The organism is Streptomyces sp. CNH287 (assembly GCF_000424825.1).
On the sequence record NZ_AUKQ01000006.1, the window covers coordinates 307,953 to 326,440 of the forward strand.

Annotated in this window: 16 protein-coding genes; 10 read left to right on the forward strand and 6 right to left on the reverse strand. The window is 74.3% G+C overall.

All coding sequences use genetic code 11. The features are described 5' to 3' along the window. Positions 1 to 18 precede the first annotated feature (18 nt). Positions 19 to 918, forward strand: a complete 900-nt coding sequence (locus tag H299_RS37530) for a lysophospholipid acyltransferase family protein (protein ID WP_051262312.1) — start codon at positions 19 to 21, stop codon at positions 916 to 918. A 53-nt stretch (positions 919 to 971) separates the two neighbouring features. Then, positions 972 to 1,592 (forward strand): hypothetical protein, encoded by a 621-nt coding sequence (locus H299_RS37535; protein ID WP_027748408.1) that lies wholly within the window; start codon positions 972 to 974, stop codon positions 1,590 to 1,592. Positions 1,593 to 1,721: 129 nt separating this feature from the next. Here the strand turns inward: H299_RS37535 and H299_RS0110710 are convergent, their stop codons facing one another. The 3 genes from H299_RS0110710 to H299_RS33390 are packed head-to-tail and all read right to left on the reverse strand — an operon-like array spanning position 1,722 to position 4,174. Further along, positions 1,722 to 2,144, reverse strand: coding sequence for a DUF3291 domain-containing protein (locus H299_RS0110710; RefSeq protein ID WP_027748409.1), 423 nt, complete (start codon positions 2,142 to 2,144; stop codon positions 1,722 to 1,724). 39 nt (positions 2,145 to 2,183) lie between these two features. Continuing rightward, positions 2,184 to 3,821 (reverse strand): acyl-CoA carboxylase subunit beta, encoded by a 1,638-nt coding sequence (locus H299_RS33385; RefSeq protein ID WP_078512620.1) that lies wholly within the window; start codon positions 3,819 to 3,821, stop codon positions 2,184 to 2,186. After that, positions 3,818 to 4,174 (reverse strand): SCP2 sterol-binding domain-containing protein, encoded by a 357-nt coding sequence (locus tag H299_RS33390; RefSeq protein ID WP_027748410.1) that lies wholly within the window; start codon positions 4,172 to 4,174, stop codon positions 3,818 to 3,820. Before H299_RS33390 ends, H299_RS33385 begins: the two co-directional genes overlap by 4 nt. Positions 4,175 to 4,381: 207 nt before the next feature. Between H299_RS33390 and H299_RS37540 the strand changes: the two genes are divergently transcribed. The 4 genes from H299_RS37540 to H299_RS33400 all read left to right on the forward strand — a co-directional run bounded on the left by H299_RS37540 (position 4,382) and on the right by H299_RS33400 (position 9,730). After that, positions 4,382 to 4,561: a hypothetical protein gene (locus H299_RS37540; RefSeq protein WP_027748411.1), complete on the forward strand. Its 180-nt coding sequence runs from the start codon at positions 4,382 to 4,384 to the stop codon at positions 4,559 to 4,561. Beyond that, entirely contained in the window at positions 4,558 to 6,870 is a 2,313-nt protein-coding gene (locus H299_RS0110730; protein WP_027748412.1) for a TOMM precursor leader peptide-binding protein, read from the forward strand. The genes H299_RS37540 and H299_RS0110730 overlap by 4 nt, the downstream gene beginning before the upstream one ends. Positions 6,871 to 6,902: 32 nt before the next feature. Beyond that, entirely contained in the window at positions 6,903 to 8,441 is a 1,539-nt protein-coding gene (locus H299_RS33395) for a SagB/ThcOx family dehydrogenase (RefSeq protein ID WP_051262313.1), read from the forward strand. Positions 8,442 to 8,536: 95 nt separating this feature from the next. Further along, complete coding sequence (locus H299_RS33400) at positions 8,537 to 9,730, forward strand: histidine kinase (protein ID WP_051262314.1); 1,194 nt, start codon at positions 8,537 to 8,539, stop codon at positions 9,728 to 9,730. Between the two features lie 67 nt (positions 9,731 to 9,797). On the opposite strand, the gene H299_RS0110745 is transcribed toward H299_RS33400, so the two are convergent. Continuing rightward, on the reverse strand, positions 9,798 to 10,406 hold the full coding sequence (locus H299_RS0110745) for a response regulator transcription factor (RefSeq protein ID WP_027748413.1): 609 nt from the start codon (positions 10,404 to 10,406) through the stop codon (positions 9,798 to 9,800). Between the two features lie 275 nt (positions 10,407 to 10,681). Here H299_RS0110745 and H299_RS0110750 point away from each other — a divergent pair, with 275 nt between their 5' ends. After that, positions 10,682 to 11,497: an AfsR/SARP family transcriptional regulator gene (locus tag H299_RS0110750; RefSeq protein ID WP_027748414.1), complete on the forward strand. Its 816-nt coding sequence runs from the start codon at positions 10,682 to 10,684 to the stop codon at positions 11,495 to 11,497. A gap of 46 nt (positions 11,498 to 11,543) precedes the next feature. On the opposite strand, the gene H299_RS33405 is transcribed toward H299_RS0110750, so the two are convergent. Both H299_RS33405 and H299_RS0110760 read right to left on the reverse strand, forming a co-directional pair. Continuing rightward, entirely contained in the window at positions 11,544 to 12,998 is a 1,455-nt protein-coding gene (locus H299_RS33405) for a cytochrome P450 (RefSeq protein WP_037758632.1), read from the reverse strand. Positions 12,999 to 13,185: 187 nt separating this feature from the next. Next, a complete protein-coding gene (locus tag H299_RS0110760; protein ID WP_027748415.1) occupies positions 13,186 to 14,349 on the reverse strand; it encodes a hypothetical protein in 1,164 nt (387 codons plus the stop codon). A gap of 579 nt (positions 14,350 to 14,928) precedes the next feature. Between H299_RS0110760 and H299_RS0110765 the strand changes: the two genes are divergently transcribed. The 3 genes from H299_RS0110765 (at position 14,929) to H299_RS0110775 (ending at position 18,452) form a co-directional block, all read left to right on the forward strand. Further along, entirely contained in the window at positions 14,929 to 16,125 is a 1,197-nt protein-coding gene (locus H299_RS0110765; RefSeq protein WP_027748416.1) for a lycopene cyclase family protein, read from the forward strand. A gap of 66 nt (positions 16,126 to 16,191) precedes the next feature. Further along, positions 16,192 to 16,908 (forward strand): class I SAM-dependent methyltransferase, encoded by a 717-nt coding sequence (locus tag H299_RS0110770; RefSeq protein ID WP_027748417.1) that lies wholly within the window; start codon positions 16,192 to 16,194, stop codon positions 16,906 to 16,908. After that, entirely contained in the window at positions 16,905 to 18,452 is a 1,548-nt protein-coding gene (locus H299_RS0110775; protein ID WP_027748418.1) for an FAD-dependent oxidoreductase, read from the forward strand. Before H299_RS0110770 ends, H299_RS0110775 begins: the two co-directional genes overlap by 4 nt. Positions 18,453 to 18,488: the final 36 nt, after the last annotated feature.

The following is an 18,488-nucleotide window of genomic DNA, read 5'->3' on the forward strand; positions in this document are numbered from 1 at the left end:
GAGGGAGAGGACCGATCCATGGACCCGCACCGGAGGACCTTCCCGGCGCGCGACGCGCTCACCACCGCCGTCCGGCGGTGGGTCGCGGGCACCAGGGTGGACGCGGTGGAGGGGCTCGGCCACATCCCGGCGAGCGGCCCCGTCCTCGTGGTCTCCAACCACCCCAGCTTCTTCGACCACTACCTGCTGGAAACCGTCCTGTACGCGGCGCGCGGCGCACCCGTCCACTTCCCCGCCAAGGCGGAGAACTTCCGCCACCCGCTCCGGCGGGCGGTCCGCCTCGGCGTCGGCTGCATCCCGCTCGACGGCGCCCGGCCCGACCGGCACGCGCTGCGCGCGATGGTGGAGGTCCTGCACCGCGGCGAGGTCCTGTGCATGTACCCCGAGGGCACCCGCTGGGCCGGCGAGGGACTGCTGCCCTTCCACGACGGCGCCTTCTACCTGGCGGTGCGCACCGGCCTGCCGGTCGTCCCCGCGATGACCTACGGCAGCGACCGCATCCTGCCCAAGGGCCGGGTACGGCCCCGCCGGGGCACGGCCCGGCTGGTGTTCGGCCCCGCGCTGTGGCCGCTGCCGTCCCGCGCGTCCGGCGGGGCGTTCGGCGGGGCGTCCGGCACGGTGTCCGGTGCGGCGCGCGGACCGCGCATCGCCGAACTGCGCGCCCGCGCCCGGGTCCGTATGGCGGAGCTGGGCGAACGGGCCCGCGCGGACCATGGGCGGCCCGACCCGCACGCCGCCCGGCACATCCTGGACCGGGCGGCCGAGGTCGCCGCCGCCACCGCCCGCGCCGACCCGGCGGCGCGGCGGCGCGGAGCGGCGCGCCGGATCGCCGTACTGCGCACCCTCGCCCGGGTGACCGCGGCCCGGCCCGTGTCGCTCCCGGCGCCTTCCGGAACGGGCCCGGGCAGCACGAACTGACGGCACGTCAGACCATCTGCCGGCCGGAACAGGTACGACGAGGGAGGGACAGCGTGTACGAGAACGCGCTCCGCACAGACCCCGGCCCCAATCCCCCACCGGACCCCGACTCCACCGCGGACCCCGACCCCACCGCGGGGACCGCCGCGCCCGTCGAGCGGCACGGCTCCACGCTCGTCGTCTTCGAGGACGCCCGCCGCCTGCTCTGGAGCAGGCCGGCACCCGGCCGGTGGCGCTCCGCAGGCATCTGGCCCGGCCCCGCCGAGGCCGCCGCGCTCACCGCGCGGCTGGCGGCGCGGCGCAACACGCTCGTCGTGCTCAGCCGCGCGCGGAACACCGTGCCGCTGCTGGCGGAGGAGCTGGCCGAAGCCCCGCCGTGCGTACGGCGGCTCGCCCGGCCCGGGGCGCGGTCGGCGGACGGCGGAACCTACGACATCGGAATCCCCGTACTCGACTGGCTGCCCGGACCGCTGCGCCGCCACGGCCTGGAACTGCTGCGCACCGGTGCCCAGTTGGCGGCGGGTACGCCGGCGGCGCTGCTGCCGCCGGTGCTCACGGACGCGCCCGGACCGGAGCGGCGGCACCTGCGGTTCGCGCTGCGGACCGGGCACCGGGGGGTCTCACCGGCCGGGTTCGCCGAACTGGTCCGTGCGCTCTTCGCGGACCCGGCCTAGCCGCCTTGCCGCCGACCCGCCGACCCGCCGACCCGCCGACCCGCCGACCCGCCGGATCGGCGGAACGGCGGAACGCCGGAACGCCGGGCGGCCCGTCCCGGGCTGTCCGGCGTTCCGGCGGGTCGGCCGTCAGCCGTGCCCGTGTTCCGCCTGGGCCCGCTCCTGCTCGGCGAGGCGCCGGTCGGCCTCCTCCCAGGACGGCAGCGCCCACGCGTCCTGCTTCCACGACACGAAGAGCGACTCCCGCATCGCGGGCTTGAGCTTCGTCATCACCGAGAGGTGCGGCTCCGTGGTGATGTACGACTGGAGGGCCTTGCGGCTCTCCCAGGCGGACAGCGTCCAGAACGTCCGGCCCCAGGGGTCGGCCCGTAAGGAGACCCCCACCGCCCCCGGGGAGCCCTTGACCTGCTCCAGCACGCCGCGCGAGAGCAGGAAGAAGCGGGGCACGCGGAAGAGGGACTTGAGCTTCAGGCGGGACGCCATGACGACGAACTGGCCCTCGCCGGACCGGGACGCGGCCGGGCCGGACGACCAGGGGAGTGTGTGGCTCATCGGGTCTCCTTCGGGAGGTCTGAGGGAAGTGGCGCGGCGCTACATCGGCGGGTTGCCGTGCTTGCGGCTCGGCAGGTCGGCGTGCTTGGCGCGCAGCATCCGCAGCGAGCTGATGAGCAGCCGACGGGTGTCCCGCGGGTCGATGACGTCGTCCACCAGCCCGCGTTCCGCCGCGTAGTACGGATGCATCAGCTCGTCCTTGTACGCCTGGATGAGCCGGGCCCGCTCCGCCTCCGGGTCCGCCGCGGCGGCGATCTCCCGGCGGAAGACGACGTTGGCCGCGCCCTCCGCCCCCATCACGGCGATCTCGTTGGTCGGCCAGGCGAAGGACAGGTCCGAGCCGATCGAGCGGGAGTCCATCACGATGTACGCGCCGCCGTACGCCTTGCGCAGGATCACCTGAATCCGCGGCACGGTGGCGTTGCAGTACGCGTACAGCAGCTGGGCGCCGTGCCGGATGATGCCGTCGTGCTCCTGCCCGACGCCGGGCAGGAACCCCGGCACGTCCAGGAGCGTGACGAGCGGGATGTTGAAGGCGTCGCAGGTCTGCACGAAGCGTGCCGCCTTCTGTGAGGAGTGGATGTCCAGCACGCCCGCCTGCGCCGACGGCTGGTTGCCCACGATGCCCACCACCTGGCCGCCCAGCCGGGCCAGCGTGCACACCACGCTGGTCGCCCAGGCGGCGTGGACCTCGAAGTGCTCGCCGTGGTCGGTGAGTTCCTCGATCACGGACCGGATGTCGTACGGCCTGGCCGGGTCCTCCGGCACCAGGTCGGCCAGCGCGTCGCAGCTGCGGTCCGCCGGGTCGTCGGAGTGCTCGGCGGGCGGCAGCTCCCGGTTGTTCTGCGGCAGCAGTTGCAGCAGGAAGCGCACCTCCTCCAGGCAGGACGGCTCGTCGTCGTACGCGAAGTGCGCGACGCCGGAGGTGGCCGCGTGCGTGTCGGCGCCGCCGAGCGCGTTCTGCGTGATCTCCTCGCCGGTCACGGCGCGCACCACGTCGGGGCCGGTGATGAACATCTGCGAGGTCTCGCGGACCATGAAGACGTAGTCCGTCAGCGCGGGGGAGTAGGCGGCGCCGCCCGCGCACGGGCCGAGCATCACCGAGATCTGCGGTATCACCCCGGAGGCGCGGGTGTTGCGGCTGAAGATGCCGCCGTACCCGGCCAGCGCGGTGACGCCCTCCTGAATCCGGGCGCCTGCCCCGTCGTTGAGGCTGACCAGCGGTGCTCCGGCCGAGGCGGCGAGGTCCATCAGCTTGTGGATCTTCTGCGCGTGCGCCTCGCCCAGCGCGCCGCCGAAGATGCGGAAGTCGTGCGCGTAGACGAAGACGGTGCGGCCGTGCACCGTCCCCCAGCCGGTGATCACGCCGTCGGAGTAGGGCCGCTTGTGCTCCAGGCCGAAGCCGGTGGCGCGGTGGCGGCGGAGTCCCTCGGTCTCGGTGAACGAGCCGGCGTCCAGCAGCAGTCCGATGCGTTCGCGTGCGGTGAGCTTGCCGCGCGCGTGCTGCCGCTCGGTGGCCTTGGTGTCGGGGCCGTCGAGAACCCGCTGTTTGATCTCGCGGAGTTCGGCCAGCCGCGCCCCGCCCGCGCGGGGCGGCGCGGGAGGCGGGGGCGGCGGGGGCGCGGGCAGCGGCGCCGGGGGGCCCGCCGGTACGGGTCCGTCGCTGAGGAGGGTCATCGCGGCCTCCGCCCCAGCTGGTCGAGCCAGGTCATCGCGAAGAAGATGTCTCCCTCGATCTGCACCTGGCCGGTGGCGAAGGCGAGCGATCCGCGCAGCTCACCCAGGGCGAGCCGGGTGAGGTCGCGCTGGCTCAGCGCCACCGTCGAGTTCGGGGCGTGCGGTGCGGCGGACTCCAGGAAGCAGCCGTCGTCCGTGGTGATCACGTACCGCTCCCTGGTGCCGACGGGTGTGTCGACGAGCAGCCGGAACACCCCGGCCCGTGCCCCGGCGGGCGGTGCCGCCTCGCAGCACCAGCGCAGCAACTGGTCGAGAGTGCGCTCCACTTCCGTCGTCCGTGCGGTGGCCACCATGTTCTCTCCCCCTTCGGATGGTTGCGGCCGACCATCGCGCGGACCCCTGGACGGCCGATGGACCCGCGCTGGACCGCTCGGGCGGTCCGTGGAGGGGATGTGAATTCCTCATACGCGGCCGATGAGCCGGGCACTGTCGGCGGGGACGGGCGGCCGAGCATGCTGTGGGCATCCACCAGGGATGCACCGCCGAGGGAGGAGCCCGACATGATGAGCACCAGCCCCGTCGCCGCACAGGAGAACCGCTCCGTGAGCACCCCCCAGGATCACCTCAGCACCTGTCTGCCGCAGGACGAGTCCAGCGAACTGGTTATCGAGATCCTCACCGCGCCCGCCAAGTCCCCCGCGATGTTCTCGCTCTGCTACACGCCCCACGCCTCGTCATGAGAAGCGAGCTGATCGGCTTCCGGCGCCACCTCCGCGCGGAGGTGGTGCCCGACGACGCCACGTACCTGATCTCCGAGCACGGCGTGACCGCCCTGCGGGCCCCGTACCTGGAGGCGGTCGTCCCGCTGCTGGACGGCACCCGCGATCTGGCGGCCCTCCTGCGGGACGCGCCGACGCCGCTGCCCAGGGAGCAACTGGAGGACCTGATTGCCCAGTTGGAACGGGCAGGCTTCCTCGAGTACCGCGAGCACGGCTGCCGCGGGGCGGAGCTGAGCGCGGCGGAGGCGTACTGGGAGCTGGCCGGGTTCGACGGCCAGCCCACCCGCGCCCGTACCAGCCAGGCGGTGGCGGAACTGCGCGTCGTCGGCGGGTTCGACGGCGCCGCCGCGCTGCGGGCGCTGCGGGACTCGGGCCTGGCCGTCGTCGACGGACCCGCGCCTCACGCCCCCGGCGCGCCCCCCGCCCGGGACGGCGCCGCGCTGACCGTCGTCCTGTGCGACGACTACCTCGCCCCCGAGCTCGCCGAGATCGACGCCGAACACCGCGCGGCGGGCCGTCCGTGGCTGCTCGCCAAGCCCTCCGGCGCCACCGTCTGGGTAGGCCCCGTCTTCCGCCCCGCCGCCGGGCCCTGCTGGTCCTGCCTGGCCCACCCGCTGCGGCTGCACCGGGGGATCGAGTTCCAGGTGGGCGCCGCGCTCGGCATCGCCGGGCCGGTGCACCGGCCCGCCGCCGGCATCCCCTGTACCCAGGCCGCAGGTCTCCAGCTCGCGGCGCTGGTGACCGCCCAGTGGTTCGCCGGGCACCACCACCCCGCCCAGGACCGGGTGCTCACCTTCGACATGCTGAGCCTCGAATCCCGGCAGCACCGGCTGCGCCGCCGCCCGCAGTGCCCCGAGTGCGGTGACCCCGCCCGCGTCGCGGCCCGGGCCTTCGTACCGGTCGTACCGGCCTCGCGCGCCAAGGCGCCCGGCGGCGGCAGCGGCCACCGCTCCCGCTCCGCGCAGCAGATGATGGACGCCTACGGCCACCTCGTCAGCCCGGTGTCGGGCATCGTCCCCGCCATCAGCCGCGTCGAGGGCGGCCCCGCCTTCCTCAACAGCTTCAGCTCCGGCCCGAACCCCGTCTCCGGCGCGGCCGGTCTGGCCGGACTGCGCAGCGGACTGCGCCAGGTCAACGGCGGCAAGGGCGTCACCGCGCTGGACGCCGAGGTGAGCGCGCTGTGCGAGGCCGTCGAGCGCTACTCCGGCACCCTGCACGGCGACGAGGCCCGCCTGCGGGCCCGCTACCGCGAGCTGGACGGACGCGCCGTGCACCCGGACGCCTGCCAGCTCTACGACGCCGCGCAGTTCGCCGGCCGTACGCGGTGGAACGCCGCGCACTCCGGACTCCAGCACGTGCCCCAGCCGTTCGACGAGGCGGCCCCCGTCGACTGGACGCCCGTGTGGTCGCTCACCACCGGTACCCAGTGGCTGCTGCCCACCGCCCTGCTCTACTTCGCCACCATGGCGGAGCGCCGCCGTCCCGTCGCCGGACGCCGCTTCGTGCACGCCGACTCGAACGGCAACGCGGCGGGCAGCAGCATCGAGGACGCCATCCTCCAGGGCTTCCTGGAACTGGTCGAACGCGACGCGGTGGCTCTGTGGTGGTACAACCGCACCCGGCAGCCCGCCGTCGACCTCGACGCCTTCGGGGACCTGTGGACCGAGGAACTCCGCGAAGTGCACCGCTGTCTGGCCCGCGAGGTGTGGGCACTCGACCTGACCTCCGACTTCGGCATCCCCGTCGTCGTCGCCCTCTCCCGGCGCACCGACAAGCCCGCCGAGGACATCGTCTTCGGCTTCGGCGCGCACTTCGACCCGCGCATCGCGCTGCGCCGCGCGCTCACCGAGCTGAACCAGCTGCTCCCCGCCGTGCTCGGCGCCCGCGCCGACGGCGGCGGCTACGGCCTGACCGACCCGGAGCCGCTGGCGTGGTGGCGGCACGCCACGCTCGCGGGCCAGCGCTACCTGGCGCCCGCCGCCGGGCCCGCACGCACCCCGGCAGACCTCGGCGTACCGACCGGCGCCGACCTGCGCGACGACCTGACCGCCGTCACCGAGGCCGTACGATCCCGCGGGCTCGACCTGCTCGTACTCGACCAGACCCGGCCCGACGTCGGCATCCCCGTCGTGAAGGTCCTGGTGCCGGGCATGCGGTCCTTCTGGGCCCGGTTCGCGCCGGGCAGGCTCTACGACGTCCCCGTCTCGCTGGGCCGGCTGGCCGCTCCGACCGCCCGCGCCGAGCTGAACCCCGTACCGCTGTTCGTCTGACCCCCCTCACTGCCCGTCCCCAGGAGTTCGCCGTGCAGGAATCCGTACACACCGACCAGCCGCCCCCTGGGCAGACCACGACGCTGTGGTCCCTGCGCGAGGACGTACGCGTCGAGACGACCGAGGGCAGCGACGCCGTGGAACTGCACGGCCGCTGGTCGGACCTGCGGATACGGGAGCCGGGCCCGGTGCTCGTGGAGACGCTGCGCCGGATGAGCCTGGGGCCGGTCAACCTGGAGAACGTGCCCGTGGACGCCGGGCGGCCCCCCACCTGGTGCCGGGTGCTCTCCGGGCTCCAGCACCTGATCGTGCGCTCGCTGGCGTTCGCGGTGGACGGGCAGCCGCTGCTGTCCGTCATCCCGCTCTCGCGCACCGCCCAGTTCACACCGCAGCCGCCGCCGGAGGACCGGGCGCTGAAGCTCTCCCGGTTCGCCGTGCTGCGCAGGGAGCAGGACCACTTCCACCTGGAGTCGCCCCTGTCGCTGCACCGGGTGGTGCTGCACCGGAGCGAGGTCCAGTGGGTGGTCGCCGCGCTGGGGCGGCCCTCGCCCGCCGCCGAGGTGGGCGCCGGGCTGCCCCTGGACGCCCGGGTGGTTCGGGACATACTGGCCCATCTCATCGGCACCGGCATGGTGCTGGTCGCCGACGGGCCCGGCGGCGACTTCGCCGAGGACCAGGACGCGGCGCTGCGCACCTGGACCGCGCACGACCTGTTCTTCCACACCCGCTCGGTGATGGGGCGCGGCGACGGGGACTTCGGCGCCACCTACAGCCACGCGGGCACCCTTGCGCCGCAGCCCGCGGTCAAGCGCGCGCCGAAGGGTCCCTCCGTACCGCTGCCCCGCCCCGACCTGGACGAACTCCTCAAGCGCGATCCGGTGTTCACCACCGTGCTGGAGGGCCGCCGCTCGCAGCGTGCCTACGGGTCGCCCGCGCTGACGCTGCACGAGCTGGGCGAGTTCCTCTACCGCACCTCCCGGGTACGGGCGCTGGGCGTCGCCGGCACGGGCGAGACCCGCTACCCGGTCAGTGACCGGCCCTACCCGACGGGCGGGGCCGCGTACGACCTGGAGCTGTACCTGACCCTGCGCGACTGCACGGGGCTGGCCGACGGCATCCACTACTACGACCCGCAGGAACACGCCCTCGTGCTCGTCAACGACGACCCTGCGGCGGCGACCGAGATGACTGCCGGGGCGATCGCGGCGGCCGACCTCGAAGGCCCGCCGCCCGTGCTGATCACGCTGACCTCGCGCTCCCAGCGGCTGTCGTGGAAGTACAGCGGGCTGGCCTACTCGCTGGCGCTCAAGCACGCCGGGGCGCTCACCCAGACGTTCTACCTGGTGGGCTCCGCGATGGGCCTGGCCACCTGCGCGGTGTGCAGCGAGGACATCGAGGTGTGCGCCGCCACCCTCGGTCTCGACTGGCGGACGGAGTCCCCGGTGGGTTCTTTCGTGGTCGGCCCGGCCCCGCGCGCGGCGAGCGAGGGCGGCGGCGCGCCGCGTAAGCAGCTGGTTCCCGTCAACGACCCCGACTGGGCGGCGCGTTCGGCGGCAGCGGCGGAGCGCTGAGGAGACGGTGAACCTGCGCCGGCGGGCCCCTCAAGCGCGCTTCCGCGCCCTACCATGGCGTCAGGACGTGGGCGTCGATGGGGGAGTGTGTGGAGATGCCGCGACGATTACCGGGCGGCGGCGGGCACGAGCCGGAGACCCTGCCCCCGCGACTGGCCTACGCGATCGTGCTGCTGGTGCTCACCGGCTTCGTGCTGATCGCCGTGCTCAACGTGGTGGACAGCGGCCCGTCGCCCCTGCTGCTGGTGGCCTGCGTCGCCTCCAGCATCGCCCTCTTCGCCCTCCAGACCGTGCACAGCGCCCCCGCCCCTGCCGCCCAGCGCTTCCGGGAGCGCTACGGGCGGCACACGCTGGCCGCGCAGGCCGTGCTCACCTTCGGGCCGATGGTGTCCTTCGGCATCACCTGGGGCGGGATGGGCGGTTTCCTGGCCGGTTCGTGCCTGCTGATCCTCGCCGCACCGGCCTGCTGGGCGGCGTTCGGCGCGGTCACGGCCGTGGCCGGGCTCTCCGGGGCGCTGGCCGGCATCGGCTGGGTGGACTCCACCTATCTGGTCATCTCCACGGTGCTCACCGGCTTCATCGTCTACGGGCTCACCCGGCTCTCCAACCTGGTCGTCGAAGTGCACGAGGCACGCCGGGAGCTGGCCGAGATGGCCGTCGCCGAGGAACGGCTGCGCTTCGCCCGCGACCTGCACGACCTGCTGGGCTTCGGCCTCTCCGCCATCACCCTCAAGAGCGAGCTGACCTTCCGGCTCGTCACGACCCGGCCGGAGCGGGCCCGTGAGGAGCTGGCGGGCATCCTCCAGATCTCCCGGCAGTCGCTGGCCGACGTACGGGCGGTCGCCAGCGGGTACCGCGAGATGTCGCTGGAGGCGGAGGTGGCCTCGGCCGAGGAGGTGCTGTCCGCCGCCGAGATCGAGGTGGTCACCGAGCTGCGCTGCGGCCGGCTCTCCGGCGGGGTCAGCACCGTGCTGGCCACGGTCGTACGCGAGGGCGTGACCAACGTGCTGCGGCACAGCAAGGCACAGCACTGCCGGATCGAGGCCGTGGAGTCGGCCGGTGCGGGCGGGCCGTCCGTCCGGTTGACGCTGGCCAACGACGGTGCGGCCGAGCCGGGTTGGTCCGGCTCCCGGTTCGGGAAGGGGGCGGCGGGCAGCGGCGGCAGCGGACTGGGCAACCTGCGCAGGCGGGCCGAGGAGACCGGCGGGCGGCTCGACTCGGGGGTGGACGAGGAGGGCTGGTACCGCCTGGTCGTCGAGGTGCCACGGGGCGCGGGCACGGGGCCTTAGGGCCTGTCTGGCAGGGGCCGCGCCTCCCGCAGCCCGGCCGCTTCCGTCCCGTCCCGCCCAGGTCAGCTCAGGTCAGCCAGCCGTTCTCCTGGGCTATCCGGAAGGCGTCCACGCGGTTGCGCGCGTTGAGCTTGGTGACCGCGCTCGTGAGGTAGTTGCGCACCGTCCCGATCGACAGGAACAGCCGGGAGGCGATCTCCATCGCCTCCGCCCCGTCGGCGGCCATCCGCATCACCTCGATCTCCCGGCGCGTGAGCGGGTTCTCCTGCACCTCCCAGGCGGTGAGCGCCAGCTGCGGATCGATCACGCGCCCCCCCGCCGCCACCTTCCGTACGGCATCCGCGAGTTGGTCCGGCGGCGCGTCCTTGAGCAGGAAGCCCGACACCCGGGCGGCCAGCGCCCGGCGGAAGGTGCCGGGGCGCCCCAGGCTCGTCAGTATCAGCGCGCTGCACGAGGGCACCTCGGTGCGCAGCTGGTCGGCCGCGCTCAGCCCGTCCAGGCCGGGCAGGTCGATGTCGATGATCGCGACGTCCGGCAGCAACTCCCGCGCGGTGGGGACGAGCCGGTCGCCGGAGTCGAGTTCGGCGACGACCTGGAGGTCGGACTCCAGCTCCAGCAGGGCCACCAGAGCTCCCCGGACCATGTGCATGTCTTCGGCGATCACGATACGGATCAACAGACCTCCCGCGCCTCTGTCAGCAGCTCTCACGGATGCACCACCCGACTGGGGCCCGTGGAAATGCTATGCGACCGGCGCCCGCCGCTCAGGCCCCCGGCACAACTGGCCGCCCGTGCGTGTGAATCCGTCATACCCCGCGCCCTGAGCGGGTCATGGCGGACCGGGGATCTCTGCACTGTTCCGCGCGCCCCGCCGCATGGGACCTTCGGAACACTGCGGACGGTATTCGTCCGTGCACTGCGTACGATCCCTTCCAAGCAGCTGGAGAGCAGATGGAGATCACCCTGCTGGGTCCGCTCAACGCGGAGAAGGACGGTGCCCCGATACTTCCGGCGGCTGCGAAGACCCGTCAGATCGTCGCCCTGCTCGCGCTGCACGCCAACCGCGTCGTACCCGTCTCCCTGCTCATGGAGGAGCTGTGGGAGGACTCCCCGCCGCGTACGGCCGCCACCACCCTCCAGACCTACATCCTGCGGCTGCGCCGGCTGATCGGCGCGTCCGTGGCCGGCCGCTGCGACGCCAAGGAGATCCTCGTCTACCGGCACGGCGGCTACTGCCTGAACATGCCCGACGGCAGCGTGGACGCCCTGGAGTACGACCGGCTGGCGGCGGAGGGCCAGCGGGTCTTCGAGTCCGGCGACGACGAGGCGGCCGTGCGGATCTTCCGTCAGGGCCTGGACCTGTGGCACGGCCCGGCCCTCGCGGACATCCGCAGCGGTGCGCTGCTGGAGATCGAGCGCGTACGCCTGGAGGAGAGCAGGCTCGGCGTACTGGAGCGCCGCATCGACGCCGAACTGGGCATGGGCCGGCACGCGGAGCTGCTCACCGAGCTGACCGTGCTCACGGCCCGCCAGCCGCTGCACGAGGGCCTCTACGCGCAGCGCATGATCGCCCTGTACCGCTCCGGGCGCCCCTCGGAGGCGCTCGCGGCCTTCACCAAGCTGCGCAGCCGCCTGGTGGAGGACCTCGGCCTGGACCCCTCGCCCCGGCTCCAGCGGCTCCAGCGGGCGATGCTGCGCGGCGACCTGGAACTGGACCAGCCGCAGGGCGGGCCGGGGCGGCGCGTACTGGACATGTTCGCGGCCTGACCCGCTTCGTCCCGCCCCGCGGCTCCCCGCCGCCCTTACGTGCCCGTCAGCGGCGGGTCAGGCGCAGGGTGAGACCGGCGGGCATCAGCGTGAGGCGTTCGGCGACACGCAGCCGGTAGCCGGGATCGGCGTGCAGGTCGTAGCGGCGCAGCAGCAGCCCGAGCACCAACGTCGCCTCGTGCAGGGCGAACTGGCGCGCGATGCAGGCGCGGGCGCCCGTGCCGAACGGCTTGAAGACGTGCGGCGAGCGAGCGCGTACGGCCTTGGGGGCGAAGCGGTCGGGGTCGAACTCCTCCGCGTCCGCGCCCCAGACGGCCGGGTCGCGGTGCAGCATCGTGGTCAGCACCAGCGCCCAGGCGCCCCGGCGCATCGGATGGATGCCCGCCAGTTCCGTGTCCGCGCGTGCCGCGCGGGCGAAGGCGGGAGCGGTCGGCCACAGCCGCAGCGACTCGTCCAGCACCTGGCGCACGTATCGGGCCTTGGCCACCTCCGCATACGCCGGCCGCGCGCCGCCAGGCCACAGCCGGTCCGCCTCGGCCTGGGCGCGGGCGAGGACGCGGGGGTTGCGGGCGAGGAAGTGCAGGGCGAAGGAGAGCGCCCCCGAGGTCGTCTCGTGCCCGGCCGCCAGGAAGGTGATCACCTGGCGGCGGATGTTCTGCGGGGTCAGCCGCTCCCCGGTGTCGGGGTGCGCGGTCTGGAGCATGCGGTCCAGCAGGTCGCCCCGGGCGCCGCTCGCGTCGGCGGCGCGGCGCGCGGCGACGACCTCGTCCACCGTGCGGTTGAGGTAGCCGATGTCGACGGCGTTCCGTCGGGCCGCGGAGCGCAGCAGCAGCGGGGCCAGCGCGGGTGGCACGAGGTTGCGGCGCTGGGCGAAGCTGAGGGCGCCGACCATCGCGGTCAGGAAGGGGTGCGGGCGGGTGCGCTCGAAGGAGCCGAAGTCGTAGCCGAACCCGGTGCGGGCGATGGTCTCCAGCGTCAGCCTGGTCATGTCCCCGGGGACGTCGACGGGGGTGCCCGCCGCCGCGTGGCCGTCCCAGTGGGCCGTCAGCCGGTCGGCCACCTCCAGCATCAGCGGGTGGTAGTTCTCCATCGCGGCGCGGCTGAAGGCGGGCGCGAGGATGTCGTGCGCCAGCTGCCAGTTGGGCTCGTGGTTGTAGGCGGTGAACAGGGCGTCCCCGGCCAGGGGGCGGAGGTTGGCGACGCCCAGGCCCACGTGCTTGGCGAAGCGCGACTCGTCGGCCAGGTCGGTGGCCAGCGGCGCGCCCCAGACGAAGACGATCTCCCGGCCGAAGCCCTTGCGGCGGAAGATGGGCCCCAGCTCGCGGCCGAGCGCCATGGAGTCCTGCACGGGCGTACGGAGACCCGCGCCGAGCACGTCGCCCAGCACCGGGACGCGGCGCGGGGGATGGGGGATGCGGCGCAGTTGCGGCCAGTCCCCCTCGGCGCCGTGGAACCCCCGGCGGAAGCCCTCGGGCGCGTGCGCGGGCGCGGCGCCTGGCATGTCCTGCTGCGCGGTCATCCTCCGTGCACCACCCGTAGCTGTACGTAGGCCCTCATTGTGCCCCACCGGCGCTCCTCCCACTCTCCGCCGCGCCTCCTGACGGGTGGGCGGCGGCGACGAGTTGGGGGCGGCGGGACAGCGGTGGTGGGGCGGGGGCGGTGCGGCGGCGGTGGTGCGGGCCGGCGTCCTACGGGGCCAGCCGGCCGGCACAGCACTCACGGTTCCGCGCCGCGTCCGCGAGGTCCACGCGGCGGGCGCCGGCGGCCAGTACCGCCTGCTCGACCGCGTCTTCCGAGCCGGGCCGCACCTTGCGCAGCAGGACGTGCACCTGGCCGTCCCCGGATTCGTGGAAGGAGCAGCCGTTGTCCGCGCTGTGCCGGGCCAGCACCTCCATGACCAGCGTGCGCGGACCGGCGTCGAAGCTTCCGTCGAAGATCGCGACAAGGTCGGTCAGACCACCGACGCCCACCGCGCGCGTGGCGATCCCGTCGTCCCCGGCGGTGGCGATCTGCACGGAGCCGGTGGTGCCGATCGCGCACGACGTTCCCGAGGCGTGTGCCGCCTGGACCCGGCCGCGCTGCGCGGGAACGGAGGCGAGCGGCTTGCCGTCGTGTCGCAGCAGCTGCACCTCGAAGTCGCCCACCAGCCAGATCCGCTCGTCGTCCGCAGGCATGGCGAACGCGCCGTAGCTGTGACACAGATGCTCGCCCCCGCGGGACGTGAGCCAGCCCACGCGGGAGTCGCGGGCAGCCCAGCGGGCCGTCACCAGCACGCCGCGCGGGGTGGCGTAGCCCGTCAGTTCGGCCTCGTCGGCGCCGCCGGAGTGCCACAGCCCCAGCAGCTCCAGGTCCGGGGAGAAGTGCGCCACGACCCCGCGCTGACCGTCGGCGACGACCAGCCCGTGCGCGGTGGCGGTCAGCGTCGGGTCCCCGCCGACCGCACGGGAGGCAGGCCGCTCGTCGGTGGCGGCGAGGCCGGAGGCGGCAGGGCCGAGGCCGTCCAGGACCACGTCACGCTCCCAGTTGCCCGGCTGCCCGACGGCCAGTCGGCAGACCCCGTCCACCGGCGGGAGCACCGCGGCCAGCCGGCCGCCGCCGAGTGCGGCCACGCGCGCGACACGGTCCGCGTGGTCTGCGTGGTCCGCGACCAAGGACACGTCGCTCAGCCGGAACTCCTGGAGCCGCTCACCGGCCCAGATCCGGTCGGAGGCCACGTCCACCGCCAACGGCGTCTTCCAGCCCAGGTGTGCGCTCTTCGCCTCACCGATCACCGCGGAGTCCCGTAGCACGTGCACAGCGCCGGTGCTCTCGCACGCCTGGACCACCAGGGTGCCGTCGGTCCACATCTCCATGGGTAATCCTCGCGTCGTCGTGTCCAGCGTCGCGGTGACCCTATCGGGCCTGGCCTTGATTCCCTTTACCCGGACGGGCCTTGGAGCGCGCGGTAGTGTCGGTCGGCATGCGCCTACTCGTACTCGGCGGCACCTCGTCCGTGGGGCCGGGCCCTCGTGGACGACGCCCTCCGCGCGGGTGCCGAGGTGACCCTGCTCGTTCGCGGGCGCACAGGAGTTGAGCTGTTCCCCGGTGTACCCCGGCGCATCGGCGACCGGGACACGGCGGCGTCCCTCACCTGCGTCCTGACCCTGCCCTACCTCGCGCTCGTACTGATCGAGCTGGTGAACGGCATGCAGTGGCACGAGCGCCTCCAGCGCTGCCCCCCCGACGTCCGCCGGACGTGCCGTCCGGGCCACCACCCACCTCGCTCCGCCGCGACCCGTGAGGCGCCATGGCCCGCCTCCGGCGCGCGCCGTTCCCCCGAAGCAGCGGCGTTCCGGGATTCCGCACCGCGCCTGCCTCCGGGACGGCCGCCCGTGCGGAATACTCGCCGCCGGGGTTCGCGGTCCGCCCGACCGGGACGACGAGGAGCTGCCTTGTACGACACGGACGTCGCCATCGTGGGGGCGGGCGCCGCCGGTCTCTCCCTCGCCCACCACCTGTGCCTGCCCTCCCGGCCCGGCCGTCGCCGCCCCGCCGTCCAGCTGATCGAAGCGCCGCCGGGACCGGTCAGATCCCCGGAACGCACCTGGTGCTTCTGGGAGCCGCCCGGCGGCGCCTACGACAGCGCGCTGACCGCGTCCTGGCAGCGCCTGCGGGTGCGCGGCCCCGACGGCGCGGAGATTATCGGCGATCCGGCCCCGCTGCGTTACAAGATGCTGCGCTCCCGCAGCTTCGAGGAGCTGGTCGGCGCACGGTTGGAGGCCGTGCCGGAGGTGCGCCGGACGGAGGCCGTGGTCGACGCCGTACGCCAACTGCCGCACGGCGCCGAGGTGCTCGGGCGCACCGCGCGGGGTGGCTCCCTGGCGCTGCGCGCCCGCTGGGTCTTCGACTCCCGCCCGCTGGACGCGCTCCCGCCGAGCCGCACCAGGCTGCTCCAGCACTTCCGCGGCTGGTTCCTGCGTACCGAGCACCCCGTCTTCGACTCCGCGGTGCCCGATCTGATGGACTTCCGTACGCCCCAGCCCGCGCACGGCCTCTCGTTCGGCTATGTACTGCCGACCAGTCCGTACGAGGCGCTGGCGGAGTACACCGAGTTCTCCCCCGCGATCCTCGACGACGCGGGCTACGACCGGGCGCTGGGGCACTACGTGCGCGAGGTGCTCGGCGTGGAGCGGTTCGAGGCGACCGCCACCGAGCAGGGCGTGATCCCGATGAGCGACGCGCGGTATCCCCGTCGCGTCAGTGCCTCGGTGTTCCGCATCGGCACCGCCGGCGGTGCGACCCGCCCGTCCACCGGCTACACCTTCGCTGCCGTCCAGCGGCAGGCGCGCGCCATCGCCTCCGCGTACCACCAGCGCCGTACGCCGCTGCCGCCGCCCGCGCACTCGGCGCGCTCCCGGCTTATGGACGCCGCCCTGCTGCGCGCCCTCGGCAGCGGCCGGGTGGACGGCGCCGCCTTCTTCACCCGGCTGTTCCAGGAGGTGCCCACCGAGCGGCTGCTGCGCTTCCTCGACGGCGGCACCCGCCTCCACGAGGATCTCTCGATCGGCCTGCACACCCCCTTCCTGCCCATGCTGCGTTCGGTGGCCGAGCTGCCGGTGCTCCCGCGCCGCTCCGCGGCCGTCCGGTGACACACGCCCTGATACCGGTACATTCCGAACGTCAGGGCGGCGGCACCGACCAGAAGGAGAGTCTCGATGACCCTGCTCCGCGGCAGCGCGCTGTCCTGCGCCTTCGACCAGGCCTCCCGTACGTACGACCGGCTGGTGGCGGTCAACCCCGGATACCACGCCCAGCTGCGCCGCTCCGCGTGCCGCCTCGGCCTGCCGGGCGGCGGCGCCGGACTGCGGCTGCTCGACCTGGGCTGCGGCACCGGTGCCTCCACCGCCGCGCTGCTGGCGGCGGCGCCGCGGGCCGAGATCGTCGCGGTGGACGCCTCGCCCGGGATGCTGGAGCGGGCCGCCGCCAAGACCTGGCCGCCCGGCGTCTCGTTCGTCCACGGGCGGGCGGAGCGGCTGGCGGAGGCAGGGGTCGCGGGACCCTTCGACGCGGTCCTCGCCGCCTTCCTCGTCCGCAATGTCGAGGACCCGGACAAGCTGCTCGTCACGCTGCGCGAACTGCTGGTGCCCGGCGGCAGGCTGGCGGTGCACGAGTACGTGCTCAGTGGCAGCCTCCTCCACCGTGTGGCCTGGGCCGCCCTCTGCGGCGGCATCGTGGTGCCCGTGGGCGCCCTGGCCGGTGACGGCCGCCTCTACCGCCATCTCGCCCGCAGTGTCGCGGACTTCGGCACCGCCGACCGCCTCGCGGGGCGGCTGCGCTCCGCGGGCTTCGCGCGCGTGCGGTCGCTGCCCGTGCCCGGCTGGCAGACCGGCCTCCTGCACACGACGGTCGGCGCGGCGGGGGCCGGGCGGTGAACGGCGCGCCACGCCGGGCCCGTGACCGTCGCGCCGAGGTGCTGCTCCCGGCTGCCGGGCGTCCGCGCGTCACCGGGGCGGCGCCCCGTACGGCGGTGATCGGCGGCGGCATCGCCGGGCTGGCGGCGGCCACCGCCCTCGCCGAACGCGGCGTCCGCGTCACCCTGTACGAACGCGAGTCCGCCCTCGGCGGCCGGCTGACGGGCTGGCCGGTGGAGCTGGCGGACGGCTCGGCGGCCACCATGAGCCGCGGCTTCCACGCCTTCTTCCGGCAGTACTACAACCTGCGGGGGCTGCTGCGCCGGGCCGATCCCGCGCTGGGCATGCTCACCGGACTGCCGGACTATCCGCTCCGGCACAGCAGCGGCCTCCAGGACGGCTTCGCGCGGGTGCCGCGTACGCCGCCGTGGAGCGCCCTCGGATTCGTCGCGCTCAGCCCGTCGTTCGGCTGGCACGACCTGGCGCGGATGCGGCCGAGGGCGGCGCTGCCGCTGCTGGACGTCCGCGTGCCCGACGTGTACGAGCGGCTGGACGGCGTCGGCGCCGCGGAGCTGCTCGCCCGGATCAACTTCCCCCTGGCGGCACAGCATCTGGCGTTCGAGGTGTTCTCCCGGAGCTTCTTCGCCGACCCGTGCGACCTCTCCGCCGCCGAGCTGGTGCTGATGTTCCACATCTACTTCCTCGGCTCCAGCGAGGGCCTGCTCTTCGACGTGCCGCGCGAACCGTTTCCCGCCGCGCTCTGGGAGCCGCTGGGACGGTACCTCGCCGGGCACGGCACCGACGTCCGCACCGGACGCCCGGTGCGCAGCGTGGCACCCGCACCGGGCGGCGGGCTGGACGTCACGGACGGCGGACGGGGCGGCACCGAGCAGTACGACGCCGTCGTGCTGGCGCTGGACACCGGCGGCCTCCAGCAGCTTGTCGCCGCCTCCCCCCGGCTGGCCGACGCGGAGTGGCGCGCACGCGTCATGCGGCTGCGCACCACCCCGCCCTTCCTGGTCTCCCGGCTCTGGCTGGACCGCCCGGTGGCCACCGGACGCGCCGGCTTCCTGGGGACCAGCGGCTTCGGCCCGCTGGACAACGTCAGCGTCCTGGACCGCTGGGAGGGTGAAGCGGCGCGCTGGGCGGCCCGTACCGGCGGCTCCGTCGTCGAACTGCACGCGTACGCCGTCGATCCGGCCGCGGGCCGGTCCGCCGTACAGGACCGCATGCTCACCGAGCTGCACCGCGTCTACCCGGAGACCCGCACCGCCCGGGTCGTCGACCAGCGGCACGAATGGCGTTCGGACTGCCCGCTCTTCCCGGTCGGCGGCTATCCGCACCGGCCGGGTGTGCGCACCCCGGACCCGGCCGTGACGTTGGCGGGCGACCTGGTGCGCACCGAACTGCCGGTCGCCCTGATGGAGCGGGCCGCGACGACGGGTTTTCTCGCCGCGAACGCGCTGCTGGAGCGCTGGGGGGTGCGTGGCCAGACCCTGTGGACCGTCCCGCGCAGGGGCAGGTCCGCCGCCCTGCGCGCACTCAACCGCCTGGCGGGCGCCTGAGCCGTCGGGCTGGTGCAGCGTGCACAGCTCGGCCGG

What these genes read in the sequence shown, in the direction of transcription:
- H299_RS37530 (WP_051262312.1), top strand. Translation starts at nt 19, where the DNA reads ATGGACCCGCACCGGAGGACCTTCCCGGCGCGCGACGCGCTCACCACC.
- H299_RS0110710 (WP_027748409.1), bottom strand. Translation starts at nt 2,144, where the DNA reads ATGAGCCACACACTCCCCTGGTCGTCCGGCCCGGCCGCGTCCCGGTCC.
- H299_RS33385 (WP_078512620.1), bottom strand. Translation starts at nt 3,821, where the DNA reads ATGACCCTCCTCAGCGACGGACCCGTACCGGCGGGCCCCCCGGCGCCG.
- H299_RS33390 (WP_027748410.1), bottom strand. Translation starts at nt 4,174, where the DNA reads ATGGTGGCCACCGCACGGACGACGGAAGTGGAGCGCACTCTCGACCAG.
- H299_RS37540 (WP_027748411.1), top strand. Translation starts at nt 4,382, where the DNA reads ATGATGAGCACCAGCCCCGTCGCCGCACAGGAGAACCGCTCCGTGAGC.
- H299_RS0110730 (WP_027748412.1), top strand. Translation starts at nt 4,558, where the DNA reads ATGAGAAGCGAGCTGATCGGCTTCCGGCGCCACCTCCGCGCGGAGGTG.
- H299_RS33400 (WP_051262314.1), top strand. Translation starts at nt 8,537, where the DNA reads ATGCCGCGACGATTACCGGGCGGCGGCGGGCACGAGCCGGAGACCCTG.
- H299_RS0110750 (WP_027748414.1), top strand. Translation starts at nt 10,682, where the DNA reads ATGGAGATCACCCTGCTGGGTCCGCTCAACGCGGAGAAGGACGGTGCC.
- H299_RS33405 (WP_037758632.1), bottom strand. Translation starts at nt 12,998, where the DNA reads ATGCCAGGCGCCGCGCCCGCGCACGCGCCCGAGGGCTTCCGCCGGGGG.
- H299_RS0110760 (WP_027748415.1), bottom strand. Translation starts at nt 14,349, where the DNA reads ATGGAGATGTGGACCGACGGCACCCTGGTGGTCCAGGCGTGCGAGAGC.
- H299_RS0110770 (WP_027748417.1), top strand. Translation starts at nt 16,192, where the DNA reads ATGACCCTGCTCCGCGGCAGCGCGCTGTCCTGCGCCTTCGACCAGGCC.